General features: G+C 57.0%; 15 protein-coding genes. 9 read left to right on the top strand and 6 right to left on the bottom strand.

The features are described from left to right. Nucleotides 1-26: 26 nt before the first annotated feature. A complete protein-coding gene (locus ACR0AP_RS05295) occupies nt 27-1,067 on the bottom strand; it encodes a TRAP transporter substrate-binding protein (RefSeq protein WP_480476338.1) in 1,041 nt (346 codons plus the stop codon). A gap of 338 nt (nt 1,068-1,405) precedes the next feature. Then, nucleotides 1,406-1,849 (bottom strand): MarR family winged helix-turn-helix transcriptional regulator, encoded by a 444-nt coding sequence (locus tag ACR0AP_RS05290; protein ID WP_480486113.1) that lies wholly within the window; start codon nt 1,847-1,849, stop codon nt 1,406-1,408. Between the two features lie 135 nt (nt 1,850-1,984). Between ACR0AP_RS05290 and ACR0AP_RS05285 the strand changes: the two genes are divergently transcribed. Continuing rightward, on the top strand, nt 1,985-3,910 hold the full coding sequence (locus tag ACR0AP_RS05285) for an FAD-dependent monooxygenase (RefSeq protein WP_480505727.1): 1,926 nt from the start codon (nt 1,985-1,987) through the stop codon (nt 3,908-3,910). Nucleotides 3,911-4,077: 167 nt separating this feature from the next. Here ACR0AP_RS05285 and ACR0AP_RS05280 read toward each other — a convergent pair whose 3' ends face one another. Then, a complete protein-coding gene (locus ACR0AP_RS05280) occupies nt 4,078-5,091 on the bottom strand; it encodes an Ldh family oxidoreductase (protein WP_480505725.1) in 1,014 nt (337 codons plus the stop codon). Between the two features lie 28 nt (nt 5,092-5,119). Then, complete coding sequence (locus tag ACR0AP_RS05275) at nt 5,120-7,549, bottom strand: GcvT family protein (RefSeq protein WP_480505723.1); 2,430 nt, start codon at nt 7,547-7,549, stop codon at nt 5,120-5,122. A 343-nt stretch (nt 7,550-7,892) separates the two neighbouring features. On the opposite strand from ACR0AP_RS05275, the gene xylB reads away from it, so the two are divergent. The 3 genes from xylB to ACR0AP_RS05260 are packed head-to-tail and all read left to right on the top strand — an operon-like array spanning nt 7,893 to nt 11,589. Next, complete coding sequence (gene xylB / locus ACR0AP_RS05270; RefSeq protein ID WP_480505826.1) at nt 7,893-9,350, top strand: xylulokinase; 1,458 nt, start codon at nt 7,893-7,895, stop codon at nt 9,348-9,350. Next, on the top strand, nt 9,347-10,297 hold the full coding sequence (locus ACR0AP_RS05265; RefSeq protein WP_480505721.1) for an aldose epimerase family protein: 951 nt from the start codon (nt 9,347-9,349) through the stop codon (nt 10,295-10,297). The genes xylB and ACR0AP_RS05265 overlap by 4 nt, the downstream gene beginning before the upstream one ends. Beyond that, the gene (locus tag ACR0AP_RS05260) at nt 10,294-11,589 is read left to right on the top strand and encodes a cytochrome-c peroxidase (RefSeq protein ID WP_480505719.1); all 1,296 of its coding nucleotides are present in this window, start codon (nt 10,294-10,296) and stop codon (nt 11,587-11,589) included. The genes ACR0AP_RS05265 and ACR0AP_RS05260 overlap by 4 nt, the downstream gene beginning before the upstream one ends. Before the next feature lie 3 nt (nt 11,590-11,592). Here ACR0AP_RS05260 and ACR0AP_RS05255 read toward each other — a convergent pair whose 3' ends face one another. Both ACR0AP_RS05255 and ACR0AP_RS05250 read right to left on the bottom strand, forming a co-directional pair. Continuing rightward, nucleotides 11,593-13,104 (bottom strand): CRTAC1 family protein, encoded by a 1,512-nt coding sequence (locus ACR0AP_RS05255; protein ID WP_480505717.1) that lies wholly within the window; start codon nt 13,102-13,104, stop codon nt 11,593-11,595. Continuing rightward, complete coding sequence (locus ACR0AP_RS05250) at nt 13,094-14,311, bottom strand: ROK family transcriptional regulator (RefSeq protein ID WP_209504344.1); 1,218 nt, start codon at nt 14,309-14,311, stop codon at nt 13,094-13,096. Before ACR0AP_RS05250 ends, ACR0AP_RS05255 begins: the two co-directional genes overlap by 11 nt. A gap of 152 nt (nt 14,312-14,463) precedes the next feature. On the opposite strand from ACR0AP_RS05250, the gene xylF reads away from it, so the two are divergent. The 5 genes from xylF to ACR0AP_RS05225 all read left to right on the top strand — a co-directional run bounded on the left by xylF (nt 14,464) and on the right by ACR0AP_RS05225 (nt 20,527). After that, nucleotides 14,464-15,483, top strand: coding sequence for a D-xylose ABC transporter substrate-binding protein (gene xylF / locus ACR0AP_RS05245; protein ID WP_209504343.1), 1,020 nt, complete (start codon nt 14,464-14,466; stop codon nt 15,481-15,483). Nucleotides 15,484-15,559: 76 nt separating this feature from the next. Next, nucleotides 15,560-16,858 (top strand): sugar ABC transporter permease, encoded by a 1,299-nt coding sequence (locus ACR0AP_RS05240; protein WP_480505714.1) that lies wholly within the window; start codon nt 15,560-15,562, stop codon nt 16,856-16,858. Then, nucleotides 16,858-17,655 (top strand): ATP-binding cassette domain-containing protein, encoded by a 798-nt coding sequence (locus tag ACR0AP_RS05235; protein WP_480481611.1) that lies wholly within the window; start codon nt 16,858-16,860, stop codon nt 17,653-17,655. The genes ACR0AP_RS05240 and ACR0AP_RS05235 overlap by 1 nt, the downstream gene beginning before the upstream one ends. Before the next feature lie 10 nt (nt 17,656-17,665). Continuing rightward, complete coding sequence (gene xylA, locus ACR0AP_RS05230) at nt 17,666-18,973, top strand: xylose isomerase (protein WP_480505712.1); 1,308 nt, start codon at nt 17,666-17,668, stop codon at nt 18,971-18,973. A gap of 153 nt (nt 18,974-19,126) precedes the next feature. Beyond that, entirely contained in the window at nt 19,127-20,527 is a 1,401-nt protein-coding gene (locus ACR0AP_RS05225) for an MATE family efflux transporter (RefSeq protein WP_480505710.1), read from the top strand. Nucleotides 20,528-20,536: the final 9 nt, after the last annotated feature.

Here is a 20,536-nt window from a genome sequence, read left to right as displayed (position 1 = left end):
GAAATAGCGCCGGAAGAGCGACCGGATCAGTTGCCGGAGTATTGCGAAATCAGTTCGAGCGCGCGGGCGCGCAAGCCGGTTCCGTCCAGACCTTTTTCATCCATCTCGGCGATCCAGGCGTCAGTGGTCGGCTGTGATGCTGCCTTCCATTCCGCAACCTGTTCCGGGCTCAGGGTGATGATGTTGTTGCCGCGTTCCATCGCCTGCTTGTGTGGCCCGTCATCATCGGCCTGCATCTGCTTGCCTGCGAAGGCCGAGAATTCAGCGCCCGAGTTGGCGTCGATGACGGCCTTCAGATCATCCGGCAATGCATCCCAGCGGTCCTTGTTCATCGCGAAGATGAAGGTGGTGGTATATAGCGTGTCATCGCCAAAGGTCGTGTGGTTTCCGACCAGTTCGTTGACCTTCAGGGCGCCGGTCACTTCCCAGGGAATCACAGTTGCGTCGATCACGCCTTTAGACAGCGCTTCAGGTACCGCGGGAACAGGCATGCCAACCGGGGTCGCCCCAAGCGAGCTGAAAAGGCCGTTCGTTACGCGTGTCGGTGCGCGCAGCTTTACACCGTTCAGATCTTCGATGCTTTCGATCGGCTCCTTTGAATGGATCAGACCGGGCCCGTGCACCCAGAGCCCGAGAACTTTGAATTGCTTGAAGTCATCGTCCATCATAGTTTCTTCGGCCAGATCCCAATAGGCGCGTGAGACGGCTTCTGCATTCGTCATGGTGAACGGCAGTTCGAACACTTCGGTCCGGGGAAAGCGGCCCGGTGTATATCCGGACACCGTCCAGACAATGTCGGCCACACCATCAATGGCCTGGTCGATCAGTTCGGGGGGTTTACCCCCAAGCTGCATGGACGGAAACCTTTGAATTTCGATCCGGCCATCCGAGTCCGCTTCGACCTTGTCGGCCCAGACATCCAGAACGTTCTTGGGTACGTTGGCTTGTGCTGGCAGGAACTGGTGCATCCGCAGTGTCACTTCGGCCGCAATGGCAGTGGTTGACATGGCGCCAAAAGCAATCGCCGCCACTGCAGATTTGAGTATGGTTCTGCGCAAGTTGGTCATGGTCTCCTCCCTAGATGACCTATGAGTATCATCCCCTGTTCATGATTGCTCATATTAGTTATGTTTTATAACGATTTTGATCCACTTTCTTAGTGTTTGGTTTCAGGTCCTTTTCGGAAAACAGAATGCTCACACATGTGAACCTTTTCGTCGAAACGCTACGCAACAGACAGGTTATGCGCGGACGCCAAGTTATCCTCTCAGGATTACATTGCCCTCGGTTGGCTCAAAGGTAAATTGAGATTTCTTAGATTTTAGTTTCTGTTTTCGGTAACTAAAGCGCGAAAACGGTGGATTTGCTTTCCCTGTTTCAATTGGACCAGCGCCCGCGGTGGAATTCAAGACCGTGTGTTATCGTCGGTGACAGCTTCAACTGCCTTGCCTGCGAGCTTCAGGAAAGTTTCGCGTTCATTCGGAGTTAGCCCTTCGAGGATCTCATTTTGCAGGTCAATTACGACTGGCGCAGCTGCCGCTAGGATGTCTTTTCCTTTTTCGGATAAGGTGACCTCTCGCGCGCGTCTGTCACGTTGACTGACCGAGCGTTTGACGTAGTTTTTCTGCTCCAGCCGGTCGATAACCCCGCCGATTGTTGCGCGGTCATAGGCGATTTTCGCTGCGACTGTCGCCTGATCAATGCCGGGTTCGGCGCGAATTGTTTCAAGTGCTGCGTACTGAACGGATGTAAGGTCGATCCCGGCCTCCTGCATCCGGACCGAGAACACGTGGGTTGAAATCTGATTGAGCCTGCGGATGAGGTGACCCGCCATTCCGTAAATACTCATTCAAAACCTCCGAAATCACTTTACGCCGTCACTTTTTCAGAACTACCGCGGCAATTAGTGAGTGTACATATCTTTGTTGACAGGAATTAGTAAGTATAGTTATTAAAATTGCGTGAACCTGCGGAGGAGGGGACAATGCAATATTACGTTGATGGATTTCGTCCGGGTGATCCGGATATCAAACCGGCTGCGTTCGGTCACCACATCCACCCCACAACCCTCCCCGAAAAGGTTGATGTTCTGATCGCGGGTTGTGGACCGGCCGGGCTTTGCCTTGCGGCGCAACTGGCCGGGTTCGCCGAAATTTCGACAATGATCGTGGATCAAAAACCGGGTCCGATGGAGAAAGGCCAGGCGGACGGTGTCAACGTCCGTTCGATGGAGATGTTTCAGGCGTTTGGTTTCGCTGAGAAAGTGAAGCGCGAAGCGTATTGGGTCAACCAAACGGCATTCTGGACGCCCAATCCCGCAAACCCGGACCACATCCGCCGGGCGGGCACGGTGCAGGACGTGGCCGACGATCAATCCGAGATGCCACATACCTTGATGAATCAGGCCCGGATTCATGAGCTGTTTCTGGAGGTGATGAGAAACGCTCCAACGCGGCTGCAACCCCATTACGGGCTTCGTGTCAGCGATTTGACGATTGATACCGGTTCCACGGATCACCCTGTCAGGGCAGAGCTTGAACGCCTGGGCGAAAATGGCGACGTGGTTGAACGGCTTACAGTACGTGCGAACTATGTCGTAGGCTGTGACGGTGCACGCAGCAATGTGCGCAGGGCTATCGGGGGTAAGCTGCAAGGCGACGCCGCACATCAGGCGTGGGGCGTTATGGACATATTGGCGAATTCCGATTTTCCCGATTTGCGGCGGAAATGCCTTGTTCAATCGGCTTCGGAAGGAAACGTTCTGATCCTTCCGCGCGAGGGCGGATACTTGTTCCGAATGTATGTCGAGCTTGACAAGCTGAACCCGGATGAGCGGGTCGCCAACCGCAATCTGACGGCTGACCATATCATCGCTGCCGCGAACTGGATCATGCGTCCTTTTTCCATCGACGTAAAAGAAGTCGTTTGGTGGTCGGTCTACGAGATTGGGCACAGGTTGACCGACAAGTTCGACGATGTCCCGCAGCATGAAATTGCAACACGCACCCCGCGCGTGTTCACGGCGGGCGACGCCTGCCACACGCATAGTCCCAAGGCAGGTCAGGGGATGAACGTGTCGATGGGCGATACTTTCAACCTGGGCTGGAAACTGGTGCATGTGCTGACGGGAAGATCAAAGCCTGATCTTCTTCACAGCTACTCGGCCGAGCGTTTGCAAGAGGCCAAAAGACTGGTCGAAACCGACCATAAATGGGCCCGGATCATGAGTGCACCACCAGGCGAGTCAGAGCTTGACAGCACTGATATGCCCCGATTTCAAAAACAGTTTATCGAAAATCTGGAATTCACCGGCGGGCTATCTGTTCACTATGGGCCTTCGGACTTGGTCGCCGAACCGGTTCACCAGCATCTGGCGCGTGGGCTGGTAATAGGCAAGCGATTTCATTCCGCACCAGTTGTCCGGCTTGCGGATGCCATGCCTATGCAATTGGGACATGTGGCCGAAGCGGATGCGCGTTGGAGGCTCTATGCCTTCGCTGGACAGGGAGACGCAGGTACGCAAGGCGGATCGATCCATCACCTTTGCGAGGCTTTGCAAAGCGATCCGAACTCTCCTCTGCGACGGTTTGCGCGCCCATACGAAGACATCGACGGTTTGATAGACCTTCGGGCCATCTTCCCGCAGGATTTCAAATCGCTGAATTATGAAGATATGCCGTCTCTTTTGAAACCCGAGAAGGGCAGGTACCGCCTGCGCGACTTCGAAAAGGTTTTTTGTGTTGATCACAAGAGGCGCGAAGACATCTACGAAATGCGCGGAATTGACCGGATAAAGGGCTGTATGGTCGTCGTCAGGCCGGACCAATATGTGGCGCATATCCTGCCATTAGAGTGTCACGCTGACCTGTTTGACTTCTTCTCCAGGCTGTTTGTTTCGGGCGGCGGTTGATAAGTGCGACGTCTTAGACCGCAATGGACAGAGGCTCCGGGGGGAGAATGGATTGTTGCATCGGTGCATGGTTCGGCAAGATTACCGCCTGGGCAAATCTGGATTGGCGCTTGAAGCCGCCCGTGTCGCAGGAAGGCTCTCTAGCCAGTCAGCTAAGCGCGGGTATTTCAGGACGCGTTTAACGCGGCCAGAACCTCGGTGCTCACCACAACACCGTCAGCCTCGGCTGCCGCCCGTTTGGCCAGACGCCCATCACCCGGAACACGGGCGTTCCCATTGCCGACAATTTCTGCGCAAATGCGCGCGATATATTGATTGAAGTCCGCGTTGCCGAACCGCGTCGGACCAATCGCTATCAGTGTCGCACCGCCTTTGATGTTAAGGGCTCCGAACGTCTCGCGTTCTTGATTGTCCACGGAAAGGGTTCCACCAGCCAGGGCGGCACCCAACACCTCAACCATGAAAGCGATTGCGGCGCCCTTGTGCTCGCCAAAAGGTAACAGGCTGCGGGTTTCCAGGATGGCGTTCGGGTCCGTACTGGGTTGGCCGTCAGGATCCAGCCCGGAGGGGCGGGGCAGGTCGTGCCCCTCGGCTGCGGCCATGCGGATATCCATCAAAGCAACCATTGAAGACGCCTGATCCCAGACTATCGGCGCACCGTCCTCGCGCGGGCAGGCAAAAGACATCGGGTTGGTGCCAAAAACCGGGCGCACCCCGCCTTGCGGCACCACCATGGACAATGAGTTGATCACGGCGAAAGCTACCAGACCAGCCTCGGCCAGCGGTTCGGTGTCAAACCGCAACGCGCCCAGATGGTGGCAATTTGCGCAGGTGAACGCGGCAATGCCGTATTCCTGCGCCATTTCGATCAACGTGTCGCGGGCTTCTGCTGCGGCGACCTGATAATATCCGTTATCGGCATCACCGCGCAAAACGCCCGGGGCAGCCTTTTCTACCTTGGGTTTCGCATTGCCGTTTGCATAGCCCGAGGTGAAGCTTTGGACATAGACCGGTAGCATACGCAATCCGTGGCTGCGCGGTCCGTCCCGCTCGGACCGGGTAACAATGTCGGCCAAAATATCGCTGCCCTGTGCATTAACTCCGGCAGAAACAAGTACGGATTTCGCCAGCGCCCGAACCTCGGCAAGAGTAAGCGTTTTGGTCGATTGTTCGGTCATCATTTCAAATCCAGTCTTTTTACTTCAGGGGTTAGGCACGCGCACGCGCGTTGGTGGGATCAACGGCGCAAGTATCGATCACCTCGGCATCGCGCATTTCGTAATGGACCAACACCTGCATCCTTGTACCCGGCGCGGTCATATCGTTTGGTACAAGTGCCATCGCTATGTCGTGGTTGCAATAATAAGAGAACCCACCCGACGTAACGCGCCCGATCAGTTCACCGTTTGCATAAACACCCTCATCGAACATCACCGATGTTTCGCCAAAGGGAAGCTTCAACGTGACCAACCGTTTGTGATTGCCCTCGCTTCTCTGCTTCTCCAGCGCCGCTTTTCCGATGAACTCGCGCCCCTCGGTGACGACAAACCGATCAAGGCTGGCCTCATACGGTGTCATGTCCTTGCAAATCTCGCGGTTGATGGCGCGATAGGACTTTTCAAGGCGCATGGACTCCAACGCCTCAAGCCCGAAGGGTTTTACACCGGCTTTCAAAAGCAGGTCGACAAGGTGTCGGTTATACCCGACAGGATGGTGCAGTTCCCAACCCAGCTCGCCTGTGTAAGATACCCGAAGCAGGTTTACGTCTTTGGCATAGCCCGCTTCACCCTTTTGCGCAGAGAGCCAGGGAAAAGCAGCATTCGACAAATCGTTGTCGGTCAGCGGTTGCAAAATCTCGCGCGCCTTGGGACCGGCCAGAGCGATCACACCCAACTGTTCCGAAACGTCTTCAAGGATAACCGATTGATCTTGTGGTAACAGACGTTGCAGCTGATCCCAGTTATAGGCGCGCCAATTCGGGGTCGAGACCAGATAGAAATCATTCTCGGCATAGCGGACAACTGTGTATTCCGCATCCATGCCACCATTGGGGTTTAGCAAAAGCGACAGGCTCATCCGGCCCACCTTGGGCATTTTGTTTGCCATCAGACCGCCCAGCCACCGCGCTGCGCCGGGTCCGCGTACAGTAAACTTGGTCATCGGCGACATCTCGATGAACCCGGCCTTTTCGCGGGTGGTACGTACTTCCTCCTGAACGCGTTCCATGTGGTTGGTGCGGCGGAAAGAATGTTCGGGGATCGCCTCTTGCGGCGATTTGGCGAACCAGCGCGGGAATTCATAGCCGTTGAAGCTGGTCCAGACTGCGCCGTGCGCCGTCAGCAGATCGTAAGACCCCACGGTTTTCATTGGGCGCGCGTCCGGGAAATCTTCGCCGGGGATATGCGCGTTCATATGTGTGCCCCAGGTTTCGCGAACCTTATCCATGGTCCAGCGTTTGGAGGCGTAGTCAGAGAAACGACGCGGGTCCAGTTCCGACATGTCCATGCCCGGATCCCCATCGACGATCCAGCGGGCCAGCCGTTCGCCCACGGTGCCGCCCCACAGAATGCCACCGGGCATCCCTTCGGCCAGCCACAGGTTTTTGTGCCCCGGCGCTGGTCCGGCAAGTGGCAATTCGTCCGGCGTCATTTGGAAGGGGCCGCGCGTGTTGGCCTTGATGCCCACCTCGCCAAGAACTGGCACCCGTTCGATTGCCCGTTCCCATTGGTTTTCCACGGCATCGAAATCCTCGGGCAAGAGGTCTGCGCCAAAGTCAGGTGGCACGCGGTCTTCGGCAAACAGCTTCAGGTCCTTGGTGAATTCATAGGGCCCGAACTGAATGCCGCCCACATCTTCACGCAGGTATGCGCCGTAATCCTCATCCCGCAGGATCGGGAACTCGGGAAGACCCTGCGCGCGACGTTCCTTGAGCAGAGGAACGGTTTCCGTGGTCCAGTATTGGTGAATGATGGGAATGCAGGGCAGGTCCAGCCCAACGCGCCGGGCATTTTCACGGGCATAGTTGCCGGTGGCAAAAACCAGGTGCTCGCACGTGATCTCTCCCTGATTGGTGGTCACTTTCCAATGACCGCTTTCCAGCTTTTCATACGCCCGTGCTTCGGTGTTTTGAAAGACCTTGGCACCTGCGTCCCGCGCCAGCTTTGCCATTGCCATGGTGATGTCGGCCGGGTTCACATAGCCGTCCTCGGTATGCAGAATACCGCCACGAATATGCTCGGACTGGCTCAGAAGGGGATGAACATCGGCAATTTCCGCCGGAGTCAACAGTTTGCAGGGCACACCGGCGGCCTCGGCAATCGAGATATATGACTGGAATTCATCCCAACGTTCCTGGGTGTTGGCAACGCGCAGCTGACCCACTTTGCGCAAGCCTACCGATGCACCCATCTTCTGTTCGACTTCGGAATAGATGCGGATGGTTTCCATCGTCATCTTCGACACGTTATGGGACCGCACGAAGGTGACCAGCAGACCTGCGGCATGCCAGGTCGAGCCTGAGGTCAGCGTGGTCCGTTCCAGCATCACCGCATCGCTACAGCCGTGCTGTGTCAGCCCATACAGAATGGACGCGCCCACACATCCGCCGCCAACGACAACAACTTTGGCATGTGACTTCATTTGCCGATTTCCTTCTTGCGACTGATCATGGTGTCAGACGCTCTGCCTGCCCGAAATCAGTAAGATGAGAACGTTCCGAAGTTTTTACGGAAACATGGCGCCAGACAATCGCAAAAAATTTCTCCTGCGGCTTAGTTCAGGTCACCTCTTACCGGGCCCCTTCGTATTGGTCGCTGTCTGGTTCCCGGTCATTCAGTGCCGTCCAGACCGGCATCAATTTTTATGTGCCTTGTCTTGTTTCACCCTGTTATGTTAGCGCAAACTGTGCCAGTGAAACCTGATGCCTTTGCAAAACTGGGTTTCTGTTGCCTACAGTATTGCGGCTTACAAGTGGGAGGAACAGGTGTATCTCGGTCTTGATTTGGGGACGTCAGGTCTTCGGGGAATTGTGGTCAGTGAAGACGGCGACGTCGTTGCCGAGGCCGAAGCGAACGTGAACACATCGACACCGCATCCGGGCTGGTCAGAGCAGGAACCTGCGGATTGGGTTGAAGCGTGTCAAAAGGTCGTTGCCCAGTTGCGCGGGCAAAACGGCGCTGCGTTTTCGGCAGTGCGGGGCATTGGTCTGAGCGGACATATGCATGGCGCAACGCTTCTGGACCGACAGGGTCGCGTCTTGAGGCCCTGTATCCTTTGGAACGACACAAGGTCTGCCCGTGAAGCTGCCGAACTGGATGCGCTTTCCGCGATGCGATCGATCACCGGAAACATCGTTTTTCCCGGCTTCACTGCGCCCAAACTGGAATGGGTGCGCAGGCATGAACCTGACGTTTTTGAAAAGACTGCCAAAGTCTTGCTCCCCAAAGATTATTTGCGCTTCTGGCTGACCGGAGAATACATCAGCGACATGTCCGACAGCGCGGGTACCGCGTGGTTGGACGTCGGATGCCGCGAATGGTCGGAAACAGCGCTTGAACTCAGCCACATGCGTCGGGATCAGATGCCCGAACTGGTCGAAGGCAGCGCCGCCGGGGGCGAGCTGAGGGCGGAGATTTTGCAGCACTGGGGCCTGACCGGACCCGTTGTTGTTGCCGGCGGGGCAGGCGACAACGCGGCGGCGGCCTGTGGTATTGGAAGCATCGCCGAAGGCAGCGGTTTTCTATCGCTGGGAACGTCGGGTGTGCTGCTGGTTGCCAAGGACAGTTACGCGCCCGCACCGGAAACGGCGGTTCATTGCTTCTGCCACGCGGTGCCGGAGCGCTGGATTCAAATGGGCGTCATCCTGTCGGCGACCAACAGCCTGAACTGGCTGTCCCGGAACCTCGGCCAATCCGTTGGCGCACTCGCATCGGCGTTGCCGGATACCGTCACCGGGCCGTCGAAGACAATGTTCCTGCCATACCTGTCGGGGGAACGTACCCCTCATAATGACAGCGCCATCCGGGGGGCATTCATGGGGCTGGATATTGCGTCAGATCCAGCGGATCTTGCACAGTCCGTGATGGAAGGTGTCTCGTTCGCGCTGCGTGATTGCCTTGAAGCCCTCAGGAGCACGGGAACAAAGCCTGAAAGCCTGATGGTCGTCGGCGGGGGTGCACGATCCCGGTTCTGGGTCGAGACGCTGGCAACTGTTCTGAACATTCCGCTTGCCTTGCCCAAAGGCAGTGAATTCGGAGCCGCCATCGGAGCGGCGCGCCTTGCTGCCTGTTCAGTAATTGGTGCAGACCCGGCGGAGCTCATGACATCGCCAGAAACCTCAGAAATTGTTCAGCCGCGCGCGGGGTTATTCGACGCTTATGAGGCTGAATATCAAAGATACCGCCGGTTCTATGCCGCTCTATCCCCCCTGTCTGCGCCATGATGAAGGGCGCCACTTCCGTACCCATCGAACAGGTTGTTCTGGAAGATGGCGCGATGTCAGTTTCCCTGCTGAGCTATGGGGCGATCACACAAGGGTGGTGGATCGGTGAAACGCCCCTGATCCTGGGCTATCCAAACCCGCAGGAATATCTGACCGACCCTTATTACATAGGCGCAATCGTGGGTCGCGTCGCCAATCGGATCGGTGGCGCAAAGTTTAAAATGCAGGATGCCGCTTATCGCCTGTCAACGAATGAAGGGGAAAACACGCTGCATGGCGGTGTGGTCGGGCTGTCACGCAGCCACTGGATTATCAGGAAGACCAAGCAGAACCGTGCAGTTCTGTCCTTGACGTCACCTGACGGCGCTGACGGTTTTCCCGGAGAAATCAGGTTCGAGATTCATGTCGAGCTGGCATTTCCACGGCTGACTTACACGATCACCGCATGGCCGGACCGTCCTACGCCGATCAGCATTGCGCAGCACAATTACTATACTCTGGGGTGCCAAAGCGGTATTCTTGACAGCCGTTTGACCCTGAATTCCAAGCGGGTACTGGAACTGGGCGACAGCTCTGTTCCGACAGGCGTCGTGAATGAGATCGAAAACCAAGCGCTGGATTTCTCATCCGCGCGCGTTATCGGTGATGAGGGGCGTGGCCTTGACCACTACTTCGTGTTTGAAGAGGCGGGCAATTTCGATCGACCGGTTGCCACAGTCGAAACACCGTCAGGTTTGCGCATGAATATCTACTCTGATCAGCCCGGCGCGCAGGTCTATTCCGCCGCGCACCTGTCCGATCCTTTCAGGCCATGCGCAGGGCTTTGCATTGAACCGTCCGGTTACACGGACGCTGTGAACCACCCCTTGTTTCCGTCCGTCATCTATTCTCCGGACAATCCGTATAAACAAGTTCTGACGTTGGAAATCGCAGAGGATCTGGCATGAAAGTTGCGATATCGATGTATGCTTTGGCCTTTTGCGTGACACTGTCGGCGGCGCAGGCGCAGGACCTCGGGCCGCTTCCTCAATTTGTAGAATCGGACCTTGCCAAGGTCGAACTGGGACAGTTGCTGTTTTACGACCCGATCCTGTCGGGGAACAAAAACATCAGCTGCGCCACTTGTCATCATCCGAAACTGGGAACGTCAGACGCGCTGTCTCTGGGTATCGGCGAAGGCGGTGTGGGGCTGGGGGCAGCGCGCAGGCTTGATCAGGAAAACATGCCCGAGCAGCGCATTCCCCGAAATGCACCGGGGCTGTGGAACCTTGGGGCGCTGGAATTCACCACCTTCTTTCATGACGGGCGTCTTGAGGCAGACCCGTCGCAGCCTGACGGGTTCCGAACGCCCTTGGGCACAGATATGAGGCCGGGCTTCCAATCTGCACTGGCCGCGCAAGCGATGTTCCCGGTCTTGTCGGCTGACGAAATGGCGGGCCACTATTCGGAAAACGAAGTGAGCAAAGCTGTGCGTCTTGGTTTGCTGACTCAAAAGGACGGCGCATGGGACCTTATCGCGGCGCGTGTTGCCGCAATCCCGGAATACAGGGCGCGCTTTGACCAGCTCGCGCCTGGAGAAGAGATCACTTTTACCGCAATCGCCAATATCATTGCCGATTTCATCGCCTTTGAATGGCGCGCTGACAACAGCCAGTTTGATCGCGCGATGCAGGGGAAAGAGGCGCTGCCCGAGCAGGCACAAATGGGGCTCGACCTTTTTTACGGCAAGGCCGGGTGCAGCACCTGCCATTCCGGCTGGTTCCAGACGGATCATGGATTTCATTCTATCGCCATGCCGCAAATCGGGCCGGGAAAAGCCGCCCGGTTCGAGAACCATGTTCGCGATGACGGGCGATTGCGTGTGACGGGCAATGTGGATGACGCCTTCAAATTTCGCACGCCATCCTTGCGCAATGTGACCCTGACGGCACCTTATGGTCACAACGGAGCCTACGCGCGGCTTGAAGATGTTGTCCGTCATCATCTGGACCCGGTCGCATCTTTGCGCAGCTACTCGGTCGAAAAAGCAGCGTTACCAGAGTTTCCGGGCGCGGAAGATCAAAAAGCCTTGCTCGACCCCACGCTGACCGAGGCGATTGCAGCGTCGAATGATCTGGCCCCAATTAGCCTGAGTGATGATGAGGTAAACGCCATTCTGAGTTTTCTCAGCACATTGGAAGACCCGGCGGTCCGGCTGGGTGTGCCCGCGCATGTGCCTAGCGGTTTGCCTGTTGATTAATGATCAGCGGTCGATGCGAAGCACTTGGTTGCTTCTGAAGGTCTGCCAATCACCAACCGTGCCGTCCGGCCAGATAACCCGCAGCTCCAGTTCGTCCGCGTTGCCCAGGCCAAAGTGGTGAAGTCCAGAGATGCCACTTGCGTGACCACCGCCAATGGTCACTTCCCGCGTTTGGACTCTGTCGGAGGTTTTGACTTCAATGAAGCTGCCGACAGCTGCGCGGTTGGGACGATCCTGGCCAAGATCAACCTGAACCCAGTTTCCAAGCTGTTGTTCGTTCTGAAATATCTCAAGTTCCGACCCGCGATTGACCACGACCAGATCAAGCGATCCATCCCCGTTCAGGTCCGCCAGGGCCCCACCGCGGGACTTGCCCATAGAGGCGACACCCGCCGCTGAGGCAGCTTCGAAAAACTGACCATTTGCGGATTGCAGCAACAGGTTGTTGGGGTCGGTTTGCGCCGCATCGGGCATCTGTTCGACATTGCCCTTGGCGACAAATATGTCGTCGCGCCCGTCGTTATTGACGTCGCCGAACTGCGCATGCCAGCCGGTTGACGGGCGACCATCGCCACCGACATGCGGCCTGTGCGCCGTTGTCCCCCGGTCATAAGTCGCGTCGCGCCATGTCGGCCCCTCGGCAGTGGGATCAAAGATCTGAAACTTCTGATCCCCCATCGAGGTCAGGTAAACATCAGGGAAGCCGTCCCCTGATATATCCCTTGATGCAATCCCCATGCCCCAGATCGAATAAGGCAGCCACCCATCTTCCGGCGCGTAAAGGTGTGGCGTGTCTTCCATAGCCCAAAGCTGCTCTTGCCCGCCGCGCACATAGTAATGGCGGTCGTTACTGACACGCAGGTCCGCGCGCCCGGTGCGCGCCCAGTCGGAAAACAGAATGGACAAGGAACAATGGCCCGGCACCAGGTGGAGAGGCGGGCCATAAGCCGTCCCTTCGGGGCGATACAAAAGCGTCGGCCCGCAGGCTTCAAACGGGCCATCGGGATTGGTTCGGTCGACATATGTTCCAAAAGCCAGTGTCGGCAGGGTTTGACCACTTTCCCAGGTGGCGGAAAAACCGGTGGTCCAGTGTTCCTGAGACTGGAAATTCAACGAGGTGAACGGTTCGAATGCGCAATTCGCCTTGCCACGCAACAAAACGTCTTCGCCAACGCGTAAAACCGCCAAGTCCACAAATCCGTCCCCGTCGATATCCACTGGGTAGGCGCCGGTCACGCCGGTCAGGGATAGCGCGCTTGGCGTTTCTGGCCGAAAACTGACATTGGGTCCTGATGTGTTGACAAACAATTGCGCCGGGTTGGTTCCCCCTGCGGCAAACAGTTCGGGCCGATCATCGCCATTGCAGTCGAAAACGGCGATGCCTCCGCCCACGAAGTGCTCCCATCCGCCGTCGTAAACATGGCTGGGGACGTCGATGCTGTGAAACTGCGGAAGGTTGATGTCGGCCGTGGCGGCAGACGCTGTCGCTAGCAGGATCGTCAGTTCAACTTGCATTTTCCGCCAGTTCCCTGACTTTCAGGATCGAGACTTGTTCGATCCCATAGGCCGCTGCCCCTTTTGCCCACATTGAATCCCCCCAATGGTTTACGTTGATTTCAGGCAGTGGCGCGTCAACGCTGACAACACCGTTATTGATGCGGGTCATCACTGCGTCGGAATGCAGGTATTCAAAGCTGCCTCGGGTGCCGGACAGAATGATGCATTCCGGATCGAACAGATTGATCAGGTTGGAAAGCCCCATTCCAAACATCTGGCCAGCGCGGGACAGAACTGAAATGGACCGGGCATCACCGGATTGGGCGGCTGCGTGAATATCAGCAAGAGTGTGCGGGTCAGTAGCCCGGCTGGCAATGGTTGCCTCGCGGATCAGGGCATATTCCCCAACATAAGCTTCAAGGCATCCGCGTTGCCCACACTGACATAACGCGCCATCCAGCTGAACTTTGACATGCCCGAATTCCGCGCCGCAGCCGCGCTCGCCGCGATATAGTTTGCCATCCAACACAATGCCCAAACCAATGCCGTGTTCTATCGTGACAACCAGAAAGTTCTTCAGCCCTTTGCCAAGCCCGAAAAGCTGTTCGGCCTTTGCAACCAGATTGGCGTCATTCTCGATAAACGCAGGGCAGGGGAGCACTTGGGACAGAAGCGGGCTCAGATCCACATTGCGCACTGTCAGCGAAGATGACCAATGTACAAAATTCCGCTCTGCGTCGACCAGCCCGGCAATTCCGATACAGACGCCGGAAACTTCTGTCAGGGACCTGCTTGCAGAGGTGCAGGCCTGTTCCAGCGCCGCGTATATCTTTTTTGCAAAAGCCTCCGGGGCCATCCGGGCCTCTTCCAGCGGGTGAGTGTAAGAGGTGATCTCGGTGCCTTCAAAATCGACCAGAATGACTGAAATCTGGTGCCGGGCCACTTTCACACCGGCAATCAGGTGACATCCGCCATGCAGTTTCAGCAACACACGTGGTCTGCCTCGGCGCGCGGACTTAGACGGTGTTTCGCCTTCGATTTCCTGAATCAGACCAGCTGAAAGCAGATCTGACGTTGCCGTTGTCACTGTCGCCGGGCTGGTCTCAAGCGCGCTTGCAATGTCGATCCGCGATATCGCCCCGGTCGACCGGATTTGTTCCAGCACGCGCAAACGGGTGATGTTTCGTTGATCCGTAGCGTTTGAAGAAACCTTGCTTTTCAGCATCCTGCCCTCGCGAATCTGATGATTTCCCAAGCGTAAGCGGTTTTTCTTCTTTCGGGTAGCATAAATATTTTACTGACTGAAATAAATATGCTACTCAGAATTGTGAGAGCCACGAATCATGAAGCGATGGCTCGATAAACCGGGAGGAAATCATGAAACGAATTCTCAGCGCTTCTGCTGTGGCCGTCCTGATGGGGACGGTTGCGTTTGCAGAAACCACGGTCGGTGTCAGCTGGTCGAACTTCCAGGAAGAGCGCTGGAAAACCGACGAAGCGGCAATCAAAGCCGCGCTTGAGGCGGGCGGTGCCGAATATATTTCGGCAGATGCGCAATCGTCGTCGGCCAAGCAGTTGTCGGATATTGAAAGTCTGATCGCCCAGGGCGTTGATGCGCTGATCATTCTGGCGCAGGATTCCCAGGCCATCGGTCCAGCTGTTCAGGCAGCGGCCGACGAAGGTATCCCAGTCATCGCGTATGACCGTCTGATCGAAGATGATCGGGCCTTCTACCTGACCTTTGACAATGTCGAAGTCGGTCGTATGCAGGCGCGCGCGGTGTTCGACGCCATGCCCAAGGGCAACTATGTGATGATCAAGGGCTCGCCCACCGACCCGAACGCGGATTTCCTGCGCGGTGGTCAACAGGAGATCATTCAGGGCGCTGTTGACAGTGGTGACATTGTGATCGTGGGCGAAGCCTATACCGATGGCTGGCTGCCTGCGAACGCGCAGCGCAACATGGAACAGATCCTGACCGCCAACGAAAACAAAGTCGATGCTGTGGTCGCGTCAAATGACGGAACCGCAGGCGGTGTAGTTGCTGCACTGACCGCGCAAGGTATGGACGGTATTCCGGTGTCGGGTCAGGATGGCGACCATGCGGCGCTGAACCGGGTGGCCAAAGGCACACAAACCGTCTCGGTCTGGAAAGACGCACGCGAACTGGGCAAAGCCGCAGGTGAAATCGCGGTCGCGCTGAGTGGTGGAACGGCTGCGGCAGACGTCGAAGGTGCGATCAGCTGGACTTCGCCCGGTGGCACCGAGATGAACTCGGTCTTCCTGGCGCCTGTGCCGATCACCAAAGACAACCTGTCCGTTGTAGTCGATGCTGGCTGGATTCCGCTGGAAGACCTGTGCCAGGGCGTCGAAAACGGTCCTGCACCCTGCAACTAAGTCAAGTCTCCAAACCATAACGTCTCTGGCCCGCAAGGCCGGGCCAGAGACCATAGCTGAACATGAAAGATCGGATATGACCGAAACTTCGTCTCAGCCGGTACCCCAAAAAGCAAAGGCTAACCTGTTCCAGCAACTGGAACTGGACATGCGGCTATTGGGCATGATCGGCGCCTTCATCATCCTGTGCATCGGCTTCAACATCGTAACGGATGGCCGTTTTCTGACGCCCAGAAACCTGTTCAACCTGTCGATCCAGACCGTCTCGGTCGCGATCATGGCTTGTGGCATGGTGTTCATTATCGTGATGCGCCATATTGATCTTTCGGTCGGCGCGCTGCTGGCGACCACATCTGCCGTCATGGCGATGACCCAGACCGAGCTCCTGCCGAACGTGCTGGGGTTAGGTTTGAACCACCCGGCGACTTGGGCTATCACCCTGATTGTCGGCCTTGCAGTTGGAACCTTGATCGGTGCATTCCACGGTTGGATGGTAGGCTATCTGACCATACCGGCCTTTATCGTGACGCTTGGCGGTTTTCTGGTCTGGCGCAACGTCGCCTGGTACATGACCGATGGCCAGACAATCGGCCCGCTGGACAGCACGTTCCTGATATTTGGCGGAACCAACGGGACCTTGGGTACAACCGTCAGCCTTCTGTTCGGCCTTGCCGCCACCGCTATTGCGGTCTGGGCGTTGTGGAGCGGTCGCCGCTCCAAGGCTGCCCATGGGTTCCCTGTGAAACCGGTTTGGGCTGAAACTACTTTGGCGGGGATCGTTGGCATCGCCATTATGGGATATGTCTTGATCGTCAACAGTTACTCGATCCCCACCCGCAGGCTGGAACGTATGTTCGAAGCGCGGGGTGAGACCATGCCTGAAGGGCTTGTTGTGGGTTATGGTATCCCGATCTCGGTTCTGATCCTGATCCTTGTTGCGGTAACCTTGACTGTTGTGGCCCGCAAAACCCGATTTGGCCGCTATATCTTTGCCACGGGGGGCAACCCGGATGCGGCGGAACTGTCGGGCATCAACACCCGCATGATGACCGTCAAGATCTTTGCCCTGATGGGGTTTCTGTGTGCGCTGTCCGCGGTCGTGGCCTCGGCCCGTCTGGCCAACCACTCGAACGATATCGGCACATTGGATGAGCTGCGCGTGATTGCTGCGGCCGTGATCGGCGGCACCGCCTTGTCCGGCGGTATTGGTACGATCTACGGCGCGATCCTAGGCGCGCTGATCATGCAGGCGCTGCAATCGGGCATGGCCATGGTTGGCGTGGACGCACCCTTTCAGAACATCGTCGTGGGCACCGTTCTGGTTTTGGCCGTCTATATCGACATCGTCTATCGCAAACGTCTGGGAGCGAAATGATGCAAGCACAAGAAACACAGAACCAAACTTCGGGCCGTGGGTCCGGCCAGCCTCCGCTTGTCGAAATGCGCGATATCTCGATTTCGTTCGGCGGCATCAAGGCGGTGGACCGTGTCTCGGTCGACTTGTACCCGGGCGAGGTTGTGGGCCTTCTGGGCCACAACGGGGCCGGTAAATCTACGCTGATCAAGGTGCTTTCGGGTGCCTATCAGAAGGACCACGGAGAGATCCTGATCGACGGCAAGAGGGTTGAGATCAACAACCCCCGCGATGCGCGTGCAAACAATATCGAGACGATCTATCAGACGCTGGCCTTGGCGGACAATCTGGATGCAAGTTCGAACCTTTTCCTGGGGCGGGAGATGGTCACGCCCTTCGGGTTGGTCAACGATGCCGCGATGGAGGCCGAATGCCGCAAGATCATGGCACAGTTGAACCCGAACTTTCAGAAGTTCAATGACCCGGTCTCGGCGCTGTCCGGCGGTCAGCGGCAGTCGGTGGCCATCGCGCGTGCGGTGTACTTCAACGCGCGTATCCTGATCATGGACGAGCCCACAGCCGCGCTTGGCCCACACGAAACACAGATGGTGGCGGACCTGATCCAGCAGCTCAAGGCGCAGGGGATCGGGATTTTCCTGATCGACCACGATGTGCATGCAGTGATGGAGCTGTGCGACCGGGCTTCGGTCATGAAAAACGGGCAACTGGTTGGCACTGTCGACATCGCCGATGTCACGGATGACGATCTGTTGTCGATGATCATTCTGGGCAAGAAGCCCGGCGAAAAGACGGAATGAGGTAAACGAGATGACGAGCGGTTTCTTTCAGGGGATCGAGCAGGTCCAATTCGAGGGCGAGAACAGTAAGAACCCGCTCGCATTCCGTCACTACAACCCGGACGAGATCGTGATGGGTAAGCGCATGGAGGATCACCTGCGTTTTGCCGTGGCGTGGTGGCACTCGTTTGCCTGGGAAGGCGGGGATCCGTTTGGTGGCTCGACTTTTGAACGTCCATGGCATCCGCAAGATGACATGGGCCGCGCTGAAATGAAGGCCGATGTTGCCTTTGAGATGTTCGAGATCATTGGCCAGCCCTATTTCTGCTGGCATGACGCGGATATCCGTCCCGAACAGGGCAGTTTTGCAGAAAACCTGCGCACGCTGAATGAGATCACCGATTATATCGGTGAAAAGATGCAGGCATCCGGCACCAAGCTGTTGTGGGGAACGGCCAACATGTTCAGCCACCGTCGCTGGATGGGGGGTGCCAGCACCAACCCCGACCCCGACGTCTTTGCTTTCGCTGCCGCCACGGTGAAATCCTGTTTGGACGCGACCCACAAACTGGGCGGCGAGAACTATGTGCTTTGGGGTGGACGCGAGGGCTACGAGACGCTGCTCAATACCGACATGAAGGCCGAACTGGATCATATGGGCCGGTTCCTGAACATGGTGGTCGAGTACAAGCACAAGATCGGCTTCAAAGGCACGATCCTCGTCGAACCCAAACCGCAGGAGCCGTCCAAGCATCAATATGATTTCGATGCGGCAACCTGTATCGGTTTCCTGCGCAAGTACGGCCTCGAGGATGAGGTCAAGCTGAACCTGGAACAAGGGCACGCAATCCTGGCAGGACACAGTTTCGAACATGAGATCGCTGTTGCTGCGGCTGAGGGTATGCTTGGGTCCATCGACATGAACCGGAACGATTACCAGTCCGGGTGGGATACGGATCAGTTCCCCAACAACACGCCCGAAGTCGCGCTGGCTTATTACCACATCCTGAAAGCGGGCGGGTTTACCACGGGTGGCACCAACTTCGACGCTAAACTTCGCAGGCAATCCATCGACGCCGAAGACCTGATCGCTGCGCATGTGGGCGGGATGGATATCTGTGCCCGGGGCCTGAAAGCGGCAGCTGCGATGCTTGAAGATGGTGGTCTGGAACAGGCGCTGGCCGACCGGTATGCAGGCTGGAAAACGCCCAAGGCTCAGGCGATGCTGAATTCCGACCTCGACGAGATTGCGGCACGGGTGCTTGCCGAAGACCTCAATCCTCAGCCGCGCTCGGGGCGTCAGGAAGTGCTTGAGAATTACGTGAACCGCTTTGTGTAATTCCGGCCGGCTCAGCCAGAACTCAAAATAATCGGTGTACAAAGCCCCGGAAACGCGTGAGTTTACTTAGGCGTTGCCCGGGGCTTTCCCTTGTCGAACGCAGTGGCATCATGGGCCCGTCTGGGTCGCGCAGGTGGGACGACCAGAGTATTGATGGAAAAATCATCAGGTAAGGCAATCTTTCTAAGTGGCAACCTGATGCTGCATGTGACGCGCATGTCGCTGACCACGAGCATTGGATTGATGGCGATCTTTGCTGTCGATTTTGTCGATATGGTCTTTATCTCGATGCTGGGCAACGACGCGCTGGCCGCAGCGGTAGGTTATGCCGGGACGCTGCTGTTTTTTACGAACGCCATCAATATCGGTCTGTCGATTTCTGCCGGGGCGCTGGTCGCGCGTGAGTTGGGCGGCGGGCGGGTCGAACAGGCAAGGCAATACGCGTCCAGTGTCGCCGTGCTGGGGCTGATCGTCGGGTTGGTAACCTCCGTTTTGGTGCTGCTGAACGTCAGCTTTCTGCTGTCGCTGCTTGGCGCAAAGGGCGAGGTTTTGCGGCTGGCGACGCGCTATGTGTCGATCATTCTGCCGACTATGTGGGTGATGTCGATTGCGATGGCGGCGATGGCTGTGCTGCGCGCCCACGGCGATGCGCGCCGATCAATGATGGCAACGATTTACGGCGGCGTTGTGAATGCAGTTCTTGACCCGATTTTGATATTTGCCGTTGGACTGGGGTTGGATGGGGCCGCGATAGCCTCAGTTCTGGCGCGGCTATGTATGTTGGGCGCAGCCTTATGGCCCGCGCTGCGGGTGCATCAGGGGTTTGCACGCCCATCGATGAAACAGGTGGCACAGGATTTTCGGCCCGTGCGGGCCATCGCAATCCCTGCTGTTCTGACGAACGTCGCCACGCCGATCGGGAATGCCATCGTTGTTCGGGAAATCGCGCAGTTCGGAACGGATGCAGTTGCGGGTATGGCGGTGATCGGGCGGCTGTTGCCGGTGGCGTTTTCGGTCATCTTTGCGCTGTCCGGCGCGATAGGGCCAATCATCGGGCAGAATTTCGGGGCAGAAAAATTTGATCGCGTGCGCACTGCGTTTCTGGCCGGGATCAAGTTCACCGCAATCTATGTTCTTTGCATGTCGGCTATTTTGTTTTTGCTGCGGTCCCCAATTGCAAATTTGTTCGCAGCCCAGGGGGAAACGCGCGTACTGATTTATCTGTTCTGCGGCCCGCTGGCATTGGCGTCGTTCTTCAATGGTGTGATTTTTGTGACAAATGCCAGTTTCAACAATCTGGGCCATCCGGTCTATTCCACATGGATAAACTGGGGTCGTCACACTATTGGCACATGGGTGTTTGCCATGATTGGCTCACAAATCGCCGGGGCCTCGGGCGTTCTGCTGGGTCAGGCTTTTGGGGGCGTCATCTTTGCTGTCATAGGATGGGTTCTTGTCGCGCGCGTAGTGGCACGGCTGGAACGCGTGCAAACGCCCGAGCCTTTTGCCGATCAGGGGCGGCTTCACTCGCTGTTCGGGCGTCGCGGCTGGTAAGCGATCAGG

This window comes from Ruegeria sp. AF7 (assembly GCF_056541885.1).
This window is presented reverse-complemented; position numbering and strand designations above follow the sequence as displayed.